Origin of the sequence: Brevundimonas sp., from assembly GCF_035627055.1 — a bacterium.
In the GTDB taxonomy this organism is placed as follows: domain Bacteria; phylum Pseudomonadota; class Alphaproteobacteria; order Caulobacterales; family Caulobacteraceae; genus Brevundimonas.
This window is the reverse complement of the sequence record NZ_DASPMM010000015.1, coordinates 149,400-164,071: the sequence shown is the minus strand read 5'-3', so window position 1 is coordinate 164,071 and position 14,672 is coordinate 149,400. Positions and strand designations below refer to the sequence as shown.

General features: G+C 67.7%; 20 protein-coding genes. 11 read left to right on the top strand and 9 right to left on the bottom strand.

Features of this window, described 5'->3' with window-relative positions; all coding sequences use genetic code 11:
* Positions 1-58: 58 nt before the first annotated feature.
* The 5 genes from VEA98_RS07585 to VEA98_RS07565 form a co-directional block, all read right to left on the bottom strand.
* Positions 59-298 carry an acyl carrier protein gene (locus VEA98_RS07585; protein ID WP_055830235.1) on the bottom strand — a complete coding sequence of 80 codons (240 nt, stop codon included), beginning with the start codon at positions 296-298 and terminating at the stop codon, positions 59-61.
* A 167-nt stretch (positions 299-465) separates the two neighbouring features.
* Positions 466-1,206 carry a 3-oxoacyl-[acyl-carrier-protein] reductase gene (gene fabG / locus VEA98_RS07580; protein ID WP_324812500.1) on the bottom strand — a complete coding sequence of 247 codons (741 nt, stop codon included), beginning with the start codon at positions 1,204-1,206 and terminating at the stop codon, positions 466-468.
* Entirely contained in the window at positions 1,199-1,546 is a 348-nt protein-coding gene (locus VEA98_RS07575; RefSeq protein ID WP_324812496.1) for a hypothetical protein, read from the bottom strand. The genes fabG and VEA98_RS07575 overlap by 8 nt, the downstream gene beginning before the upstream one ends.
* A 4-nt stretch (positions 1,547-1,550) precedes the next feature.
* Entirely contained in the window at positions 1,551-2,498 is a 948-nt protein-coding gene (gene fabD / locus VEA98_RS07570) for an ACP S-malonyltransferase (RefSeq protein ID WP_324812493.1), read from the bottom strand.
* Between the two features lie 79 nt (positions 2,499-2,577).
* A complete protein-coding gene (locus tag VEA98_RS07565) occupies positions 2,578-3,984 on the bottom strand; it encodes an FAD-binding oxidoreductase (RefSeq protein ID WP_324812492.1) in 1,407 nt (468 codons plus the stop codon).
* A 56-nt stretch (positions 3,985-4,040) separates the two neighbouring features.
* On the opposite strand from VEA98_RS07565, the gene VEA98_RS07560 reads away from it, so the two are divergent.
* The 4 genes from VEA98_RS07560 to VEA98_RS07545 all read left to right on the top strand — a co-directional run bounded on the left by VEA98_RS07560 (position 4,041) and on the right by VEA98_RS07545 (position 6,467).
* Positions 4,041-4,454, top strand: a complete 414-nt coding sequence (locus VEA98_RS07560; RefSeq protein WP_324812489.1) for an NUDIX hydrolase — start codon at positions 4,041-4,043, stop codon at positions 4,452-4,454.
* 63 nt (positions 4,455-4,517) lie between these two features.
* Entirely contained in the window at positions 4,518-4,856 is a 339-nt protein-coding gene (locus tag VEA98_RS07555; protein WP_324812486.1) for a hypothetical protein, read from the top strand.
* A gap of 135 nt (positions 4,857-4,991) precedes the next feature.
* Positions 4,992-6,005 (top strand): SPFH domain-containing protein, encoded by a 1,014-nt coding sequence (locus VEA98_RS07550; RefSeq protein WP_324812484.1) that lies wholly within the window; start codon positions 4,992-4,994, stop codon positions 6,003-6,005.
* Positions 6,006-6,008: 3 nt separating this feature from the next.
* On the top strand, positions 6,009-6,467 hold the full coding sequence (locus tag VEA98_RS07545; protein ID WP_324812481.1) for an NfeD family protein: 459 nt from the start codon (positions 6,009-6,011) through the stop codon (positions 6,465-6,467).
* Here the strand turns inward: VEA98_RS07545 and rnhA are convergent.
* On the bottom strand, positions 6,464-6,904 hold the full coding sequence (rnhA, locus tag VEA98_RS07540; protein WP_324812478.1) for a ribonuclease HI: 441 nt from the start codon (positions 6,902-6,904) through the stop codon (positions 6,464-6,466). The genes VEA98_RS07545 and rnhA overlap by 4 nt on opposite strands.
* A 106-nt stretch (positions 6,905-7,010) precedes the next feature.
* On the opposite strand from rnhA, the gene tatA reads away from it, so the two are divergent.
* The 4 genes from tatA to VEA98_RS07520 are packed head-to-tail and all read left to right on the top strand — an operon-like array spanning position 7,011 to position 9,050.
* A complete protein-coding gene (gene tatA / locus VEA98_RS07535) occupies positions 7,011-7,229 on the top strand; it encodes a twin-arginine translocase TatA/TatE family subunit (protein ID WP_324812476.1) in 219 nt (72 codons plus the stop codon).
* A 29-nt stretch (positions 7,230-7,258) separates the two neighbouring features.
* On the top strand, positions 7,259-7,822 hold the full coding sequence (gene tatB / locus VEA98_RS07530) for a Sec-independent protein translocase protein TatB (protein ID WP_324812474.1): 564 nt from the start codon (positions 7,259-7,261) through the stop codon (positions 7,820-7,822).
* The gene (tatC, locus tag VEA98_RS07525; protein ID WP_324812471.1) at positions 7,819-8,706 is read left to right on the top strand and encodes a twin-arginine translocase subunit TatC; all 888 of its coding nucleotides are present in this window, start codon (positions 7,819-7,821) and stop codon (positions 8,704-8,706) included. The genes tatB and tatC overlap by 4 nt, the downstream gene beginning before the upstream one ends.
* Before the next feature lie 56 nt (positions 8,707-8,762).
* Complete coding sequence (locus tag VEA98_RS07520) at positions 8,763-9,050, top strand: hypothetical protein (protein WP_324812468.1); 288 nt, start codon at positions 8,763-8,765, stop codon at positions 9,048-9,050.
* A 78-nt stretch (positions 9,051-9,128) separates the two neighbouring features.
* Here the strand turns inward: VEA98_RS07520 and glnA are convergent, their stop codons facing one another.
* On the bottom strand, positions 9,129-10,535 hold the full coding sequence (glnA, locus tag VEA98_RS07515) for a type I glutamate--ammonia ligase (protein ID WP_324812464.1): 1,407 nt from the start codon (positions 10,533-10,535) through the stop codon (positions 9,129-9,131).
* A 69-nt stretch (positions 10,536-10,604) separates the two neighbouring features.
* Entirely contained in the window at positions 10,605-10,943 is a 339-nt protein-coding gene (locus VEA98_RS07510; RefSeq protein ID WP_324777049.1) for a P-II family nitrogen regulator, read from the bottom strand.
* A 119-nt stretch (positions 10,944-11,062) separates the two neighbouring features.
* Here VEA98_RS07510 and VEA98_RS07505 point away from each other — a divergent pair, with 119 nt between their 5' ends.
* From VEA98_RS07505 to VEA98_RS07495, 3 genes are all read left to right on the top strand, one after another.
* Positions 11,063-11,890, top strand: a complete 828-nt coding sequence (locus VEA98_RS07505; protein ID WP_324812462.1) for an NAD(P)H-hydrate dehydratase — start codon at positions 11,063-11,065, stop codon at positions 11,888-11,890.
* A gap of 80 nt (positions 11,891-11,970) precedes the next feature.
* Positions 11,971-12,741, top strand: a complete 771-nt coding sequence (gene yaaA / locus VEA98_RS07500) for a peroxide stress protein YaaA (RefSeq protein ID WP_324812460.1) — start codon at positions 11,971-11,973, stop codon at positions 12,739-12,741.
* A gap of 64 nt (positions 12,742-12,805) precedes the next feature.
* Positions 12,806-13,654: a 3-hydroxybutyrate dehydrogenase gene (locus tag VEA98_RS07495; RefSeq protein WP_324812458.1), complete on the top strand. Its 849-nt coding sequence runs from the start codon at positions 12,806-12,808 to the stop codon at positions 13,652-13,654.
* Positions 13,655-13,734: 80 nt separating this feature from the next.
* On the opposite strand, the gene VEA98_RS07490 is transcribed toward VEA98_RS07495, so the two are convergent.
* Entirely contained in the window at positions 13,735-14,439 is a 705-nt protein-coding gene (locus VEA98_RS07490) for a hypothetical protein (protein ID WP_324812456.1), read from the bottom strand.
* Positions 14,440-14,672 lie beyond the last annotated feature (233 nt).

Genomic DNA, 14,672 nt, shown 5'->3' with positions numbered 1-14,672 from the left:
GCGGTCCCGCTAGGGGAACGCCACGGCGGCCATCAAAGCCGTATCGGACTGGCGGCGATCAGCCGGCCAGTTTCTCGTCGATGAATTTCACGGCGTCGCCGACCGTCTGGATGTGTTCGGCGGCGTCGTCCGGAATCTCGATGTCGAATTCTTCCTCGAAGGCCATGACCAGTTCGACGTTGTCGAGCGAGTCAGCGCCCAGATCGTCGATGAAGCTGGCCTTTTCAACGACCTTTTCCGGATCGGCGTCCAGGTGGTCGATGACGATCTTGCGGACGCGTTCCAGGGTGTCGGACATGTTTGTCTCTGCTCGTTGGGCCGCCGGAGCGGCTGTTGTCTCAGTCTCTGCCGTATGACGACGGCGACGGCGGCGCAAGTCTTCAACGAAGACTCAAGCCAACCGGTTGCGTGGGCTTTAGCACAGCCGTGAGGGCTGCAAATAGCCCGTTACGCTACGTGACGCCGTCAGATCATCGCCATGCCGCCGTTCACGTGCAGCGTCTGGCCCGTGACATAGGCGGCTTCGTCCGAGGACAGGTAGACGGCGGCGGCGGCGATCTCGTCGCCGGTGCCGAGCCGGCCGGCGGGGATGTTCTTGAGGATGGTCTCGCGCTGCTGGTCGTTGAGCACATCGGTCATCGGCGAGGCGATGAAGCCCGGGGCGATGCAGTTCACCGTGATGCCGCGCGATCCGACTTCCTGGGCCAACGACTTGGAGAATCCGATCATGCCGGCCTTGGAGGCGGCGTAGTTGGTCTGGCCCGGATTGCCGGTGACGCCGACCACCGAGGTGACGCCGATGATGCGGCCCGAGCGGCGCTTCATCATCCCCTTCATGGCGGCGCGCGACAGGCGGAAATAGGATTCCAGATTGATCTTGATGACGTCCGAGAAATCCTCGTCCTTCATCCGCATCAGCAGGCCGTCCTTGGTGATGCCGGCGTTGGCGACGAGGATGTCCAGCGGGGCGCCGGCGGCTTCCTCGGCGCGGCCGATCAGGCCGTCGACGGACTCCGCGTCGGACAGGTTGGCGGCGGCGGCGAAGGCGCGCTCGCCCAGCTCCTGGGCCAGATCCTGCAGCACCGCCTCGCGGGTGCCGGACAGGACGACGGTCGCGCCCTGGGCGTGCAGGGCGCGGGCGACGGCGCCGCCGATGCCGCCCGTGGCGCCGGTGACGAGGGCGGTCTTGCCGGTCAGATCAAACATTGGGGTCTCGCTTGGCTCGGGAATCGAACGGGTGATATTTGCGAAGGTCGAGGTCGCACTTGGAGCAGCGTCTGGCTGGCCAAGCGTTGCCCCACCTGTGGGCTGAGTGCCAATACGCACTGACGCCACAACGTGGGCAATCCACCACCTTCATCGCGGTGAAGGTGACCGTGATGAGAAGAGGCGCGAAAATCAGCAGGAACGACACGTCGATCGAGAGATAAAAGCGCTCCATCAATCCCTCTGCCGCGAAGGCCAGCGCGAGGGACCCGAAAAAACACAGCACCAGGCCGGGCAACCCCATGACCCAGCCCCAGATATAGACGCTCGGCCAGCGCATCGGCCTAGCCCAGCGACTTCGCGAAGGCTTCCAGCTCTTCAGGCGTGTTCAGCGACAGGCTCTCGGCGTCGGGGGCGATGCGTTTGGCCATGCCGGTCAGGACCTTGCCAGAGCCGATCTCGGCGAAGCGGGTCACGCACCCCTCTCCGGCCATCCATTCCATGCTCTCGCGCCAGCGGACGCGGCCGGTGACCTGTTCGATCAGCAGGCGGCGGATGACCTCGGGGTCTGTCTCCGGTCGGGCGGTGACATTGGCGACGACGGGCACGGCGGGGGCGAGGATGGCCGCCTCGGCCAGGGCGGAGGCCATCTCGTCGGCGGCGGGCTGCATCAGCGGGCAATGGAAGGGCGCCGAGACGTTCAGCGGAATGGCGCGCGCGCCCAACTCCTTGGCCTTTTCGATGGCGCGGTCGACGGCGGCCTTGTCGCCGGAGATGACGATGTTGCCGGCATTGTTGTCATTGGCGACGACGCAGACCCCGACCTCGGAACCGGCCTTGGCGGCTTCCTCGGCGAGGGCGAGATCGGTTTTCGGACCGATCAGCGAGGCCATGGCCCCGCGGCCGACGGGGACGGCGCGCTGCATGGCCTGACCGCGCAGCTTCAGCAGACGGGCGGTGTCGGACAGGCTGATCGCGCCGGCGGCGCACAGGGCGGAGTATTCGCCGAGCGAGTGGCCGGCGACGAAGCCGGCGCGGGTGACGTCGACGCCGAACTCGACCTTGAGGGCGCGGGCGGCGGCCAACGAAACCGCCATCAAGGCCGGCTGGGCGTTCTCGGTCAGGGTCAGCTGGTCCTCGGGGCCCTCGCGCATCAGCTGGCTGAGCTTCTGGCCCAGGGCGTCGTCGATCTCGGCGTAGACCTCGCGGGCGCTCGCGAAGGCGTCGGCGAGGGCCGCGCCCATGCCGACCGACTGGCTGCCTTGTCCGGGGAACAGCAGGGCGAGGGTCATGGGCGGGCTCCGGGGCGTGAATCGAGGGCGGAGGGGTAGGACGATCGGGGCGGAGGGGCAAGCGCACCGCCCTTCGAACTCAGAACAGCACGCCGGGGTTCATGATGCGGTGGGGGTCCAGCGCCGAGCGGACGGCCTGCATGGCGCGGATTTCGAGGGGGGATTTGTAGCGCCGGGCTTCTTCGGTTTTGAGGCGGCCGAGGCCGTGTTCGGCGGAGATGGAGCCGTCGTAGCGGGCGACGATGTCGTGGACGATCTGCGAGCCCTCGGCCCAGCGGGCGAGGAAGGCAGGGCGGTCGCCGCCCGTCGGGCAGAGCACGTCGTAGTGGATGTTGCCGTCGCCGACATGTCCGAAGGCGCTGACGCGGGCGCCGGGATGGAAGCGCTCCACGGCGGCGGCAGCCTCTTCGAGGAAATCGGCGATGCGCGAGACGGGGACGGAGACATCGTGCTTCCAGCCGCCGCCCTCGGGCTTCTGGGCGGCGGACTGCTCCTCGCGGACCTTCCAGAAGGCGGCGCGCTGGGCGTCGTTCTGGGCGAGAACGGCGTCGGTGATCAGGCCGGTTTCGAAGGCGTGCGACAGCAGCCGCTCCATAGCCGCCCCGGCGGCGCCCGGCTCGCCGGAGACCAGTTCGATCAGGACATACCAGGGCGGGGTGGACTCCAGCGGCTCGCGCGTATCGGAGATATTGGCCAGCACGAACTCCATGCCGATACGCTTCATCAGCTCGAAGGCCTCGACGCCCCCGCCGGTCTCGGCCTTGGCGCGGGCCAGCAGCTCGATGGCGGCGCGGGGGCTGTCCAGACCGACCATGGCGGTCGCGCGGCTGCGCATGACCGGGAACAGCTTCAGGGTGGCGGCGGTGACCACGCCCAGAGTGCCCTCGGCCCCGATCAGCAACTGCTTCAGGTCATAGCCGGTGTTGTCCTTGCGCAGGCGTTTGAGGCCATGGAACACCTCGCCGTCGGGCAGCACGGCCTCGAGCCCCAACACCAGATCGCGCATGACCCCGTAGCGGATCACCGCCGTGCCGCCGGCGTTGGTCGAGATGACGCCGCCGATGGTGGCCGTACCTTCGGCGGCGAGGCTGAGCGGGAACATCCGGTCGGCGGCGGCGGCGGCCTGCTGGGCCTCCGCCAAGGTGAGGCCGGCCTCGACCGTCATGGCGTCGTCCAGAGGCGTGACGTCGCGGATGGCGCGCAGCTTGCGGGTCGAGAGCAGGACCTCGCCGAAGGGGATCTGACCGCCGACGAGCCCGGTGTCGCCGCCCTGCGGGACGATGGCGATGCGATGTTCGGCGCAGACGCGGACGGCGGCGGCGACCTGCTCGGTCGAGCGGGGCGTCAGCATCAGGGGCGTATAGCCGGTCCAGCGGTTGCGCCACTCGATCAGCCAGGGCGCGATCTCGGTCGGATCGTCGGTCCAGCCGCCCTCGCCGAGAACGGATTTGAGAGCGGCGAGGGCTTCGGCGGACGGCGGGATCATGGCCCGTTGTCTCAAAGTCATGGGCGCGGCGAAAGGGCCAAGCTACGGTGGCGGCCATGTCCCCGCCCCTGCCCGCTCCCGTGCCATGCGTCGGCGTCGTCTGCCTGCGCGACGGGGAGGTGCTGTTGATCCGCCGTGGACGGCCGCCGAAGCAGGGGGAGTGGAGCCTGCCCGGCGGGCGGATCGAACCGGGCGAGCGGGCTGCGGACGCGGCGCTGAGGGAGTTGCGCGAGGAGACGGGCGTCGAGGCGGAGATCACCGGGCTGGTCGACGTCGTCGACGGCCTGTTCCCGGAAGCGGGTCGCCACTACGTGCTGATCGACTATGCAGCGCGCTGGCTTTCGGGCGAGCCGCTGGCGGGCGACGATGCGCTGGAAGCCCGCTTCGTCGCCCTCGACCAGGTCGAGGCGCTGATCGGCTGGGACGAGACCCGGCGGATTATCGAAATGGCTGCGTCACAATACGGGTGACCGGACAGACCCGCCGTGCAACGGTGGCGCTTGCCGGCACAGGCCGGGCTGGGGACTTCACTCATGCGTATCCATCGTTTCGCCGCCGCGTTCGTCGCCGTGGCCCTGTTCGCGCCGACGGCCATGGCCCAGAGCGCCTCGATCGACTTCACGCTGAACAACGAGACCGACCACGTCCTGACGCGACTGTTCATCTCCCTGCCCTCGACGGATAATTGGGAGGAAGACATCCTCGGCGAGGACGTGCTGGGGGCCGGAGAAAGCATCGAGATCTCGATCGACGACGGCCTGCCGGAGTGCGTCTACGACATCCGCGCCGACTTCGACGACGGCGACTCGGTTCAGGTGGCGCGAGTGAATTTCTGCGAGCTGGACGGCGAGGAACTGACCGTCGGCGAATAGGTCCGCCTGTGAGAGTTCCTGAAGGGCGGCCCTGCACGGGCCGCCCTTTTTATTACGGGGATGTCATCGTCGGTCAGTCCGGTTTCTGTGGCGCAGCGGCCACAGGCTGCTAACCTGAGCGGGACAGGAGATATCATGGACACCTCGCTTCTCTTCACCATCGCCCTTGTGGTGCTGGCCTTCGTGCTGCTGTTCAGCGTCGTGAAGATCGTGCCGCAAGGCCGTGAATTCACGGTGGAACGCTTCGGAAAATACACCCGCACCCTGGCCCCGGGCATCAGCCTTCTGACCCCCTTCGTCGAGCGGGTCGGACGCCGCATGAACATGATGGAGCAGGTCCTGGACGTGCCCCAGCAGGAGGTCATCACCAAGGACAACGCCATGGTGAAGGTCGACGCCATCGTCTTCATCCAGGTGATGGAGGCCTCGGCCGCCGCCTACCGGGTCGAGAACCTGCCCTACGCCATCACCCAGCTGTGCATGACCAACCTGCGCACCGTGGTCGGTTCCATGGAGCTCGACGAGGTGCTGTTCCAGCGCGACTCGATCAACTCGCGCCTGCTGACGGTGATCGACGCGGCGACCGAGCCGTGGGGCGTCAAGGTCAACCGCATCGAGATCAAGGATCTGACCCCGCCGGCCGACATCACCAACGCGATGGCCCGGCAGATGAAGGCGGAACGCGAGAAGCGGGCCGTGATCACCGAGGCCGAGGGCGAGAAACAGGCCGCCATCGCCCGCGCCGAGGGGGCCAAGCAGTCGGCCATCCTGCAGGCCGAGGGCCGCAAGGAAGCCGCCTTCCGCGACGCCGAGGCGCGCGAGCGCGAGGCCGAGGCCGAGGCCAAGGCGACCGCCATGGTCTCCGAGGCCATCGCCCGCGGCGACGTCAACGCCATCAACTACTTCGTCGCCCAGAAATACGTCGAGGCCTTTGCGGAACTGGCCCGCAACCCGACGGCCAAGACGGTCATCGTGCCGGCCGAGATGTCGGGCCTGGTCGGCACCATCGCCGGCCTGGGCGAACTGGTCGGCCTGGCGAAGGAGCAGCAACAGAGCCGCACCGACGTCCGGGCTGCTCCGCCGCCCCCTCGCGCCACCCCCTCCGCCCCCCGCGCCCCGCGCGGCGGCGGCTCCGTTCCGGGGAGCTGATCCATGCAAGCGCTGACTGAACTGCACGCGGCCCAGCCCTACTGGATCTGGCTGGCCCTGGGCGTGATCCTGCTGGCCATCGAGGCGGCTTTCTCGACCGAGTGGCTGCTGTGGCCGGCGGTCGCTGCCGGGGTCGTGGCCGTTGTCACGGCGCTCGGCCTTCCGCTGGGCGTGCTGGGCGAGGTGCTGCTGTTCGCGGTGCTGACGGTGGCGGCGACCCTGCTGTCGCGACGGCTGATCCAGCGGGTCAATCCATCCGACACGCCCGACATCAACGCCCGCGACAGCCGGCTGATCGGGCAGCGGGCGCAGGTGGTCCAGCTGTTCGTCGACGGCCGCGGCCGGGTGTTCGTCTCGGGCGCCGAATGGCCCGCCGAGATCGAGGGCGCCGCCCCTCTGGTCGGCGAGAGCGTCATCGTCGAAGGCTTCGACGGACCGCGGCTGAAGGTGCGGCCCGTCTAGCCCTTCATCTCGTCGATCCCGCGATTCGCCAGGCCGTCCGCCCGCTCGTTCAGTTCGTGGCCAGCGTGGCCCTTGACCCAGTGCCACTTGACCTCGTGGCGGGCGCGGGCGGCGTCGAGGCGCTTCCACAGGTCCTCGTTCTTGACCGGCTTCTTGTCGGCCGTCTTCCAGCCGCGCGCCTTCCAGCCCCGGATCCATTCGGTGATGCCGGTCATGACGTATTTGCTGTCGGTGTGCAGATCGACGCGGCACGGCCGGGTCAGGGCCTCCAGCGCCATGATGGCGCCCATCAACTCCATGCGGTTGTTCGTGGTCAGCGCCTCGCCGCCCCACAACTCCTTCTCGTGACCGCCGCCGGTCTGGAGCACGGCGCCCCAGCCGCCGGGACCCGGATTGCCGCGACAGGCGCCGTCGGTGTGGATGATCACGTGACTCATGCGCGCGTCCCTATCAGGTTCGCTTGGCGTCGCGCCACTGAACGGCCTATATGCGGCGAGAGTTTTGGGACGGGCCGCGGATCGGTCCGAACGAGGAGAAATCGTCTTGGGCGCAATGAGCATCTGGCACTGGGCCCTGGTGGTTCTGGTGGTGGTCGTCGTCTTCGGCGGCCGCGGCAAGCTGTCCAGCCTGATGGGCGACGCGGCCAAGGGCGTGCGGGCGTTCCGCGACGGGCTGAAGGACACGGATGAAGACAAGCCGCGCGACGAGCGCGCCGGCGCCCTGCCGCGCACCGAGTCGGAAAAAGAAGACCTCAAGTCGTAAGCCCGTACGCGCGTCGGAGAGACTGACGGATGGGTGGACTTGGCCCCGGCATCGGCGGGCTTGAAATCCTTGTCATCGGCCTGGTGGCTCTTCTGGTCGTGGGACCGAAGGACCTTCCCGTGCTGATGCGCAAGGTCGGCAAGGCTATGGCCAGGGCGCGCGCCATGGCCAATGAGTTCCGCTCCAGCTTCGACGAGATGGCGCGGCAGTCGGAACTCGACGAGCTGCGCAAGGAGGTCGAGGCGCTGCGCACCGGTCGGGGCATGGTCCCGCTCGGCGCCGAAGCCGATGCGGCCTTCCGGGACATCCGCGACGACCTCAACAAGCCGCTCCTTGCGCCGGCGGCCCAGCCGGCCCTGACCGGCCCGGATGAATGGCCCGATGGCGCACCGGTCATGGAGCCGTTGGAGCCGGTCGCGCCCGCCGCGAAGCCTAAGGCCAAGGCCAGGCCGAAAGCGGGGGCGGGGCCCGCCAAGGCGACCGCCGCCAAGCCGGCGACGAAGCGCGCGACCAAGACGGCCGCGCCTGAGGCCTCGATCAAGGCGGCCGGGGGCAAGTCCCGGCCCATTCGCGCCCGCAAGGTGGACCTGTGAGCCGGCTGGACCGCGACGAGGAGGAGATCGAGGCCTCGCGCGCGCCCTTAATGGATCACCTGATCGAGCTGCGAGGGCGGCTGATGATCTGCGTGGCCGCGTTCGTGCTGGGCTTCATCCTGTGTTTCGCCTTCGCCGAGCCCCTGTACATCTTCCTGGTCAAGCCGTTCGCCGCCGCCGCCGCCTTCCATTCGGCCGTCGGGCCGGGGGGGCATGTGTCGCCGCTCGACCTGATCCTCGGCACCGCGGGCCTCAAGCCCCTGCCCGTGGTCGACGGCCAGATGGTCAACCTCATCTATACGGCCCCGCTGGAATTCCTCTTCACCAAGATGAAGCTCGCCGGCTTCGGCGCGATCGTCGTCACCTTTCCGATCCTCGCCTGGCAGCTCTACAAATTCGTGGCCCCCGGCCTGTACCGCAACGAGAAGGGCGCCTTCCTGCCCTTCCTCATCGCCGCCCCGCTGCTGTTCCTGCTGGGAGCGGCGCTGGTCTATTTCGTGATGCTGCCGTTCGTCATGTGGTTCTCGCTGAGCCAGCAGATCTCGGGCGGCGGCGTGTCGGCGGCCCTGTTGCCGAAGGTGTCGGACTATCTGAACCTGGTCACCGCCCTGCTGCTGGCGTTCGGCCTCTGTTTCCAGCTGCCGGTGGTGATGACGCTGCTGGGCCTGGCCGGCATCATCAGTTCGAAGGTGATGGCCGAAGGCCGCCGCTACGCCATCGTCGGCGTGGTGGTGGTCGCGGCGGTTGTCACCCCGCCGGACCCGATCAGCCAGCTGATGCTCGCCGTGCCGTTGGTGCTGCTCTACGAGGTGTCGATCTGGTGCGTTCGGCTGATCGAATTCCGGCGCAAGAAAGTCGACGCGCCGGAGGCGACGGCGGGCTGACCGGAACCCGAATCGAGCGTGACCGTTTGCGCCGGGTCCCCTTTCAGGAGCCCGCCATGAGAATTCTCCGCTTCACCGCCCTCGTTTCCTTCAGCGCCCTGGCGCTTGGCGCGGCCGCCTGCACCCCGGCCGACAACGACGCCGACACCGCGACCGAGACCGCCGCCGAGGGCTCCCAGACCACCGTCATCGAACGCGAGGTTCCGGCCGATCCCGTCGTCGTGGAGCGGGAAGTGGCCGTGCCCACGCCTCCGGTCGTCATCGAACGCGACCGGCGCGAAGGCGACAGCACGACCGTCCGCGCCGGCGAAGACGGCATCGAGGTCGAGACGACCAACCGCTAGGTTTTCGCCGCTGGAGACAGAAAGGCGCCGGACGGCTTCCCGTCCGGCGCCTTTTTTCGTGTCGGCCGCGCCTGTCGATCAGCAGCTGTAGTACATGTCGTATTCGACCGGGTGCGGGTGCAGCTGCAGCCGCATCACCTCTTCCATCTTCAGTTCGATGTAGCTGTCGATGAAGTCGTCATCCATGACGCCGCCCTTCTTGAGGAAGGCCCGATCCTTGTCGAGGCTGTCGAGCGCCTCCTTCAGCGAGCCGCACACCTCGGGAATGTTGCCGCGCTCTTCCGGCGGCAGGTCGTAGAGGTTCTTGTCGGCCGGCGCGCCGGGGTCGATGCGGTTCTCGATGCCGTCGAGGCCCGCCATCAGCAGGGCTACGAAGGTCAGATAGGGATTGCCCATCGGATCGGGGAAGCGCGCCTCGATGCGCTTGGCCTTGGGCGAGTTGACCCACGGGATGCGGATCGAGGCCGAGCGGTTGCGCGACGAATAGGCCAGCTTGACCGGCGCCTCGTAGCCGGGGACCAGCCGCTTGTAGGAGTTGGTGGTCGAGTTGGCGAAGGCGTTGATGGCCTTGGCGTGCTTGATGATGCCGCCGATGTACCAGAGGCACAGGTCCGACAGACCCGCGTATTTGTCGCCGGCGAACAGCGGCTTGCCATCGCGCCAGATCGACTGGTGCACGTGCATGCCCGAGCCGTTGTCGCCGAAGGTCGGCTTGGCCATGAAGGTCGCCGACTTGCCGTAGGCGGCGGCGACATTGTGGATGACGTATTTGTAGAGCTGGGTCCGGTCGGCCATGGTCAGCAGGTCGCTGAACTTCAGGCCCAATTCGTGCTGGGCCGGGGCGACCTCGTGGTGGTGCTTCTCGGGCTGCATGCCGAGGTCACGCATCACGCCCAGCATCTCGCTGCGCAGGTCCTGGGCGCTGTCGGTCGGGTTGACGGGAAAATAGCCGCCCTTGTGGCCGGGCCGGTGGCCCATGTTGCCCTCGGAATATTCGGATCCCGTATTGGCCGGCAGTTCGATCGAATCGTAGGTGTAGCCGGTGTCGTGCGGCGCCGTGCTCCAGCGGACGTCATCGAAGATGAAGAACTCCGCTTCCGGCCCGAAGAAGACGGTGTCGCCCACGCCCGACGACTGGACGTAGGCCAGCGCCTTCTTGGCCATCGAGCGGCTGTCGCGGTTGTAGGGTTCTCCGGTGTCCGGGTTCAGCACGTCGCAGAACAGGAACAGCGTGGTCTGCTGGTAGAACGGATCGATCCACCACCCGTTCAGGTCGGGCTTGAGCAGCATGTCGGACTCGTTGATCGCCTTCCAGCCGGCGATCGACGAGCCATCGAACATGGTCCCGTCCTCAAGGAACTCCTCGTCGACCAGGTCGATGTCGAAGGTGACGTGCTGCATACGGCCCTTGGTGTCGGTGAAGCGGAGATCGACGTACTTCACGTCCTTCTCCTTGATCTCCGAGAGGATTTTCCTGGCGCTCATTTCGAGGGTCCGTTTCTTGGGGGAGGAAGAGAAACGGCCGCTCCGAAGGGCGGCCGGTGGTCTTGGCGGTCAGACGGCCTGGGCCCCTGTTTCGCCGGTGCGGATGCGGATGACGTCGAGGACGTCGGAGACGAAAATCTTGCCGTCGCCGATCTTGCCGGTGCGCGCGGCGGTCTGGATGGCGTCGATGACCGAGGAAACCATGTCGTCGGGGACCACCACCTCGATCTTGATCTTGGGCAGGAAGTCGATGACGTATTCGGCTCCACGATAGAGTTCGGAATGGCCCTTCTGGCGACCATATCCCTTGGCCTCCAGCACGGTCATGCCTTGCACCCCGGCGTCCTGGAGCGCTTCCTTCACTTCATCGAGCTTGAACGGCTTGATGACGGCTTCGATCTTTTTCATCGGCGATCCCAGGCGGGCTTAATACGCCGCGCGCTCGGGCGGTAAAGGGACATTGCATTGCACAATAAGGCAAGCCTTTTTCAGCGTCCGGCGCCATCCGTGAACGGAGACGATACGCGGTGAGCGGGCCCTCTCTGCCGGATTGGCGCGACAGCTTCCCCTGGCCCGGCCCGGAGACGCACAAGCACGCGCGCGGACGGCTGGGCGTTGTGTCCGGCAAGGCGACCCAGACGGGGGCGGCGCGGCTGGCGGCGCGAGCAGGACTGCGCATCGGAGCGGGCCTGGTCCGCGTCCTGTGCCCGCCGGATGCGGCGGCGGTGATCGCACCGGCGCTGGAGGCGATCATGCTGACCTCGTTCGGCTCGCCCGAGGCGCTGGCCCACGAGGCGCGGGGCATGGACTCGGTTGTGATCGGCCCGGCCGCGGGCGTCGGCGACGCCACGACGACGAATCTGCGCGCCCTGGCGGAGACGGGCGCAGCGCTGGTCATCGACGCCGACGGGCTGACGTCTTTCGAATATTTTCCCGACGAGCTGTTCGAGGTGCTGGACCGCGACGACGTGCTGACGCCGCACGAGGGCGAGTTCAGACGGCTGTTCCCCGATCTGCTGGAGGTCGGGCGCGAGGCGGCGGCGGCCGAGGCGGCGCGGCGGGCGGGCGCGGTGGTGCTGCTGAAGGGGCCGGCGACGGTGATCGCCGCGCCGGACGGGCGGATCGCGGTCAACGGCAACGGCACGCCGTGGTTGGCGACAGCCGGAGCCGGTGACGTGCTGGCGGGGATGATCGGCGGCCTGGTGGCACAGCGGATGGACAGTTTCGACGCGGCCCGCGCGGCGGCCTGGCTGCACGCCGAGGCGGCGCGGAGGTTCGGCCCCGGGGTGATCGCCGAAGACCTGCCGGAGAGCCTGCCGGCGGTGCTGGCGGCGCTGTACGAGCGGAGGGCCTGAACGGCCGGTCGCAGGCCTCGCCGGTTCAATTCGCGCGCGAAGCGGCCTATTCGGGGCCTCCTCGCCGCCGGAGTGCTGAATTGCTGATCGTCCTGTCCCCGGCCAAGCGGCTGGATTTCACCGAAGCCGACCCCGCCCTCCCCGCCTCGGAGCGACGCTTCCGTGAGGACACGGCGTCGCTGGCCCGCACCGCCCGCGCCCGCACCGTGGCCGAGCTGCGCCGGCTGATGGGGATTTCCGACGATCTGGCGCGGCTGAACCGCGAACGCTTCCAGGCCTTCGACGCTGCGTCGACGGATGGCGTGCAGGCGGCGTTCGCCTTCGCGGGCGACGTCTACGAGGGGCTCAAGGCGCGCGAGCTGGATCGTGACGGCCTCGCCTTCGCCCAGAACCACATCCGCATTCTGTCCGGCCTCTACGGACTTCTGCGGCCGCTCGACCGCATCCAGCCCTACCGACTCGAAATGGGGACGCGGCTGAAGACCCGGCGCGGGTCCAGCCTGTACGACTTCTGGGGCGACCGCATCTCGAAATGCCTCAACGCCGAGGCCGAGGGCATGGCCGACCGGACGCTGGTGAACCTCGCCAGCCAGGAATATTTCGGCGCCGTCGACGCCAAGGCTCTGAAACTGCCCGTGGTGACGCCGCATTTCCGCGAATCGAAGGACGGCGAAAGCCGCATCATTTCCTTCTTCGCCAAGAGGGCGCGCGGCGGGATGGCGCGTTTCGCCGTCGACGAGCGCATCGAGCGGGCCGCGGAGCTGAAGGGCTTTGACCGCGACGGCTACCGCTTCGACAAGGCCGCCTCGACGGAAACGGACTGGATATTCACCAGAACAGGAAATTCTTGAGGCCTGTCGCCTTCGCAAGCGCGAACGGCTAGGCTGATGGCAGAGACAGACGGACGAGACCTCAATGTTCCAGTGGCCCAAACGCGGTGACGGCTCGGAAGCCGAAAGCGCGCCCTTCCGCGACATCGGCGACCTCAAGGGTCAGGTGGCGGTGATCTCGGGCTCGACCTCCGGCATCGGCCTGGCCTTTGCTCGCGCCATCGCCTCGCGCGGCGGCGACGTGGTCCTGAACGGCCTCGGCGATCCCTCCGAGATCGAGCGGACTCGGGCCGAGCTGGAGGCCAGCTGCGGCGTCCGCGTCCGCTACCACGCCGCCAACATGCTGCGCGGCGACGAGGTCGCCGACATGGTCGCCTACGGCAAGCACCAGCTGGGCCGCGTCGACATCCTGATCAACAACGCCGGCGTCCAGCATGTCGAGGCGGTGGAGAAATTCCCGTCCGACAAGTGGGAGCAGATCATCGCCATCAACCTGTCGTCGACCTTCTATGCGACGCGGGCGGCGATCCCGATCATGAAGGCGCAGGGCCGCGGCCGGATCATCAATGTCGCTTCGGCCCACGGCCTCGTCGCCAGCCCGTTCAAGTCGGCCTATGTCGCGGCCAAGCACGGCGTCATCGGCTTCACCAAGACGGTCGCGCTGGAAGTGGCGCAGGACGGCATCACCTGCAACGCCCTGTGCCCCGGCTATGTCGAGACGCCGATCGTCGAGAAGCAGATCGCCGACCAGGCCCGGGCGCGCGGCGTGTCGAAGGAGCAGGTGTTGAAGGACGTCATCCTCGGCTCGCAGCCGACCAAGCGGTTCGTGACGACGGACGAGCTGACCGGGATGATGCTGTATCTGGTGTCGGATCTGGGAGCGTCGGCCAACGGAGCCAGCTTCTCCATCGACGGCGGCTGGACGGCGCAGTAGGGGGCGTTTCCGCTGATGCGTTGTGGCCGCTGAGGATGGAAAGCGGCTATCGAGGCGCAGCGATCAGGTTGGAGTTCTGATTAGTCGCCCGAGCAGGTGACGCCATAGCTCAGCACTCGGTCGTCGTCGCCGGCGGTCATCACGTCCAGTACGCCGCCAGTACCTTGGTATTTGAGGGCGCAGTAACCCATCCCCGTCCCTGAACAGGCTTCCACCTCGATCACGCCGCGACGGGTCAGTCGCTCCACCCCGCTGTATTCCCTCTCATTCCCGGTCTGAGGAAGCGGCCGCCAGCCGTACGCGATGAGCTCGGCCCGCGCGACCTCGATCGACTTGCCATAGACGTTCGGCACGGTCGCGGTTCGGCGACAGAAGGTCCGCTCCGGGGCGACGCCCGTCAGACGCGGATGGTCCTCATCCAGATGCAGTTCGCCCAGCGGCGGGGCCGGATAGTCGCCGCCCCAGACCAGCAGGGCCCCGTTTTCCATCGGCTCCACCGCCCCCAAGGTCGTGTCCGACCCGCGCGGCGAATAGGCCAAGCCGACGAGCCGCGTTCCGTCGAAGACGCCAATGTTCCCGTTGCGGGCCGTGCAAACGGCGCTCGTGCCCGGGTCGAAGCCGCTGGCGAAGGTCACCACCCGGTACCGACCCAAGGGCGCCTCGGACGTCACGATCCAGCCCCGCTCTGCGACCGCGCGCCCGGTCGCGGTGAGGTCGGTCGCGCGATAGCCTTCGCAGTATTCATCCATGGCGCCGCTTTCGGGCGAGCGGGGAAGGTCGGACACGGCGGCAAGCGACACGCCTCTCACCTCTGACCCAATCTCGACGGCTCGAGCGCGGGAGCAGGCATTCAGGACGACCAGGGTCAGCAGTCCCGCTCCCAAGGCCGCAATAGCCCGTCTCGAATTTTCCATACCGGGAGCGTAGTCGAACCCGCCGATCGTCTGCAACCGATCAGCGAAGCCACCTCCAATCAGAGCCAACTCCTCGAAAGCGCTTAATCCGCAACGGGTCGAAA

Coding starts and splice junctions, on each gene's coding strand:
- rnhA (WP_324812478.1), bottom strand. CDS start 6,904: ATGAGTCACGTGATCATCCACACCGACGGCGCCTGTCGCGGCAATCCG.
- VEA98_RS07560 (WP_324812489.1), top strand. CDS start 4,041: ATGTCCCCGCCCCTGCCCGCTCCCGTGCCATGCGTCGGCGTCGTCTGC.
- fabD (WP_324812493.1), bottom strand. CDS start 2,498: ATGACCCTCGCCCTGCTGTTCCCCGGACAAGGCAGCCAGTCGGTCGGC.
- VEA98_RS07575 (WP_324812496.1), bottom strand. CDS start 1,546: ATGCGCTGGCCGAGCGTCTATATCTGGGGCTGGGTCATGGGGTTGCCC.
- glnA (WP_324812464.1), bottom strand. CDS start 10,535: ATGAGCGCCAGGAAAATCCTCTCGGAGATCAAGGAGAAGGACGTGAAG.
- VEA98_RS07520 (WP_324812468.1), top strand. CDS start 8,763: ATGAGAATTCTCCGCTTCACCGCCCTCGTTTCCTTCAGCGCCCTGGCG.
- VEA98_RS07510 (WP_324777049.1), bottom strand. CDS start 10,943: ATGAAAAAGATCGAAGCCGTCATCAAGCCGTTCAAGCTCGATGAAGTG.
- VEA98_RS07495 (WP_324812458.1), top strand. CDS start 12,806: ATGTTCCAGTGGCCCAAACGCGGTGACGGCTCGGAAGCCGAAAGCGCG.
- VEA98_RS07550 (WP_324812484.1), top strand. CDS start 4,992: ATGGACACCTCGCTTCTCTTCACCATCGCCCTTGTGGTGCTGGCCTTC.
- fabG (WP_324812500.1), bottom strand. CDS start 1,206: ATGTTTGATCTGACCGGCAAGACCGCCCTCGTCACCGGCGCCACGGGC.
- tatB (WP_324812474.1), top strand. CDS start 7,259: ATGGGTGGACTTGGCCCCGGCATCGGCGGGCTTGAAATCCTTGTCATC.
- VEA98_RS07555 (WP_324812486.1), top strand. CDS start 4,518: ATGCGTATCCATCGTTTCGCCGCCGCGTTCGTCGCCGTGGCCCTGTTC.
- VEA98_RS07545 (WP_324812481.1), top strand. CDS start 6,009: ATGCAAGCGCTGACTGAACTGCACGCGGCCCAGCCCTACTGGATCTGG.
- VEA98_RS07565 (WP_324812492.1), bottom strand. CDS start 3,984: ATGATCCCGCCGTCCGCCGAAGCCCTCGCCGCTCTCAAATCCGTTCTC.
- VEA98_RS07585 (WP_055830235.1), bottom strand. CDS start 298: ATGTCCGACACCCTGGAACGCGTCCGCAAGATCGTCATCGACCACCTG.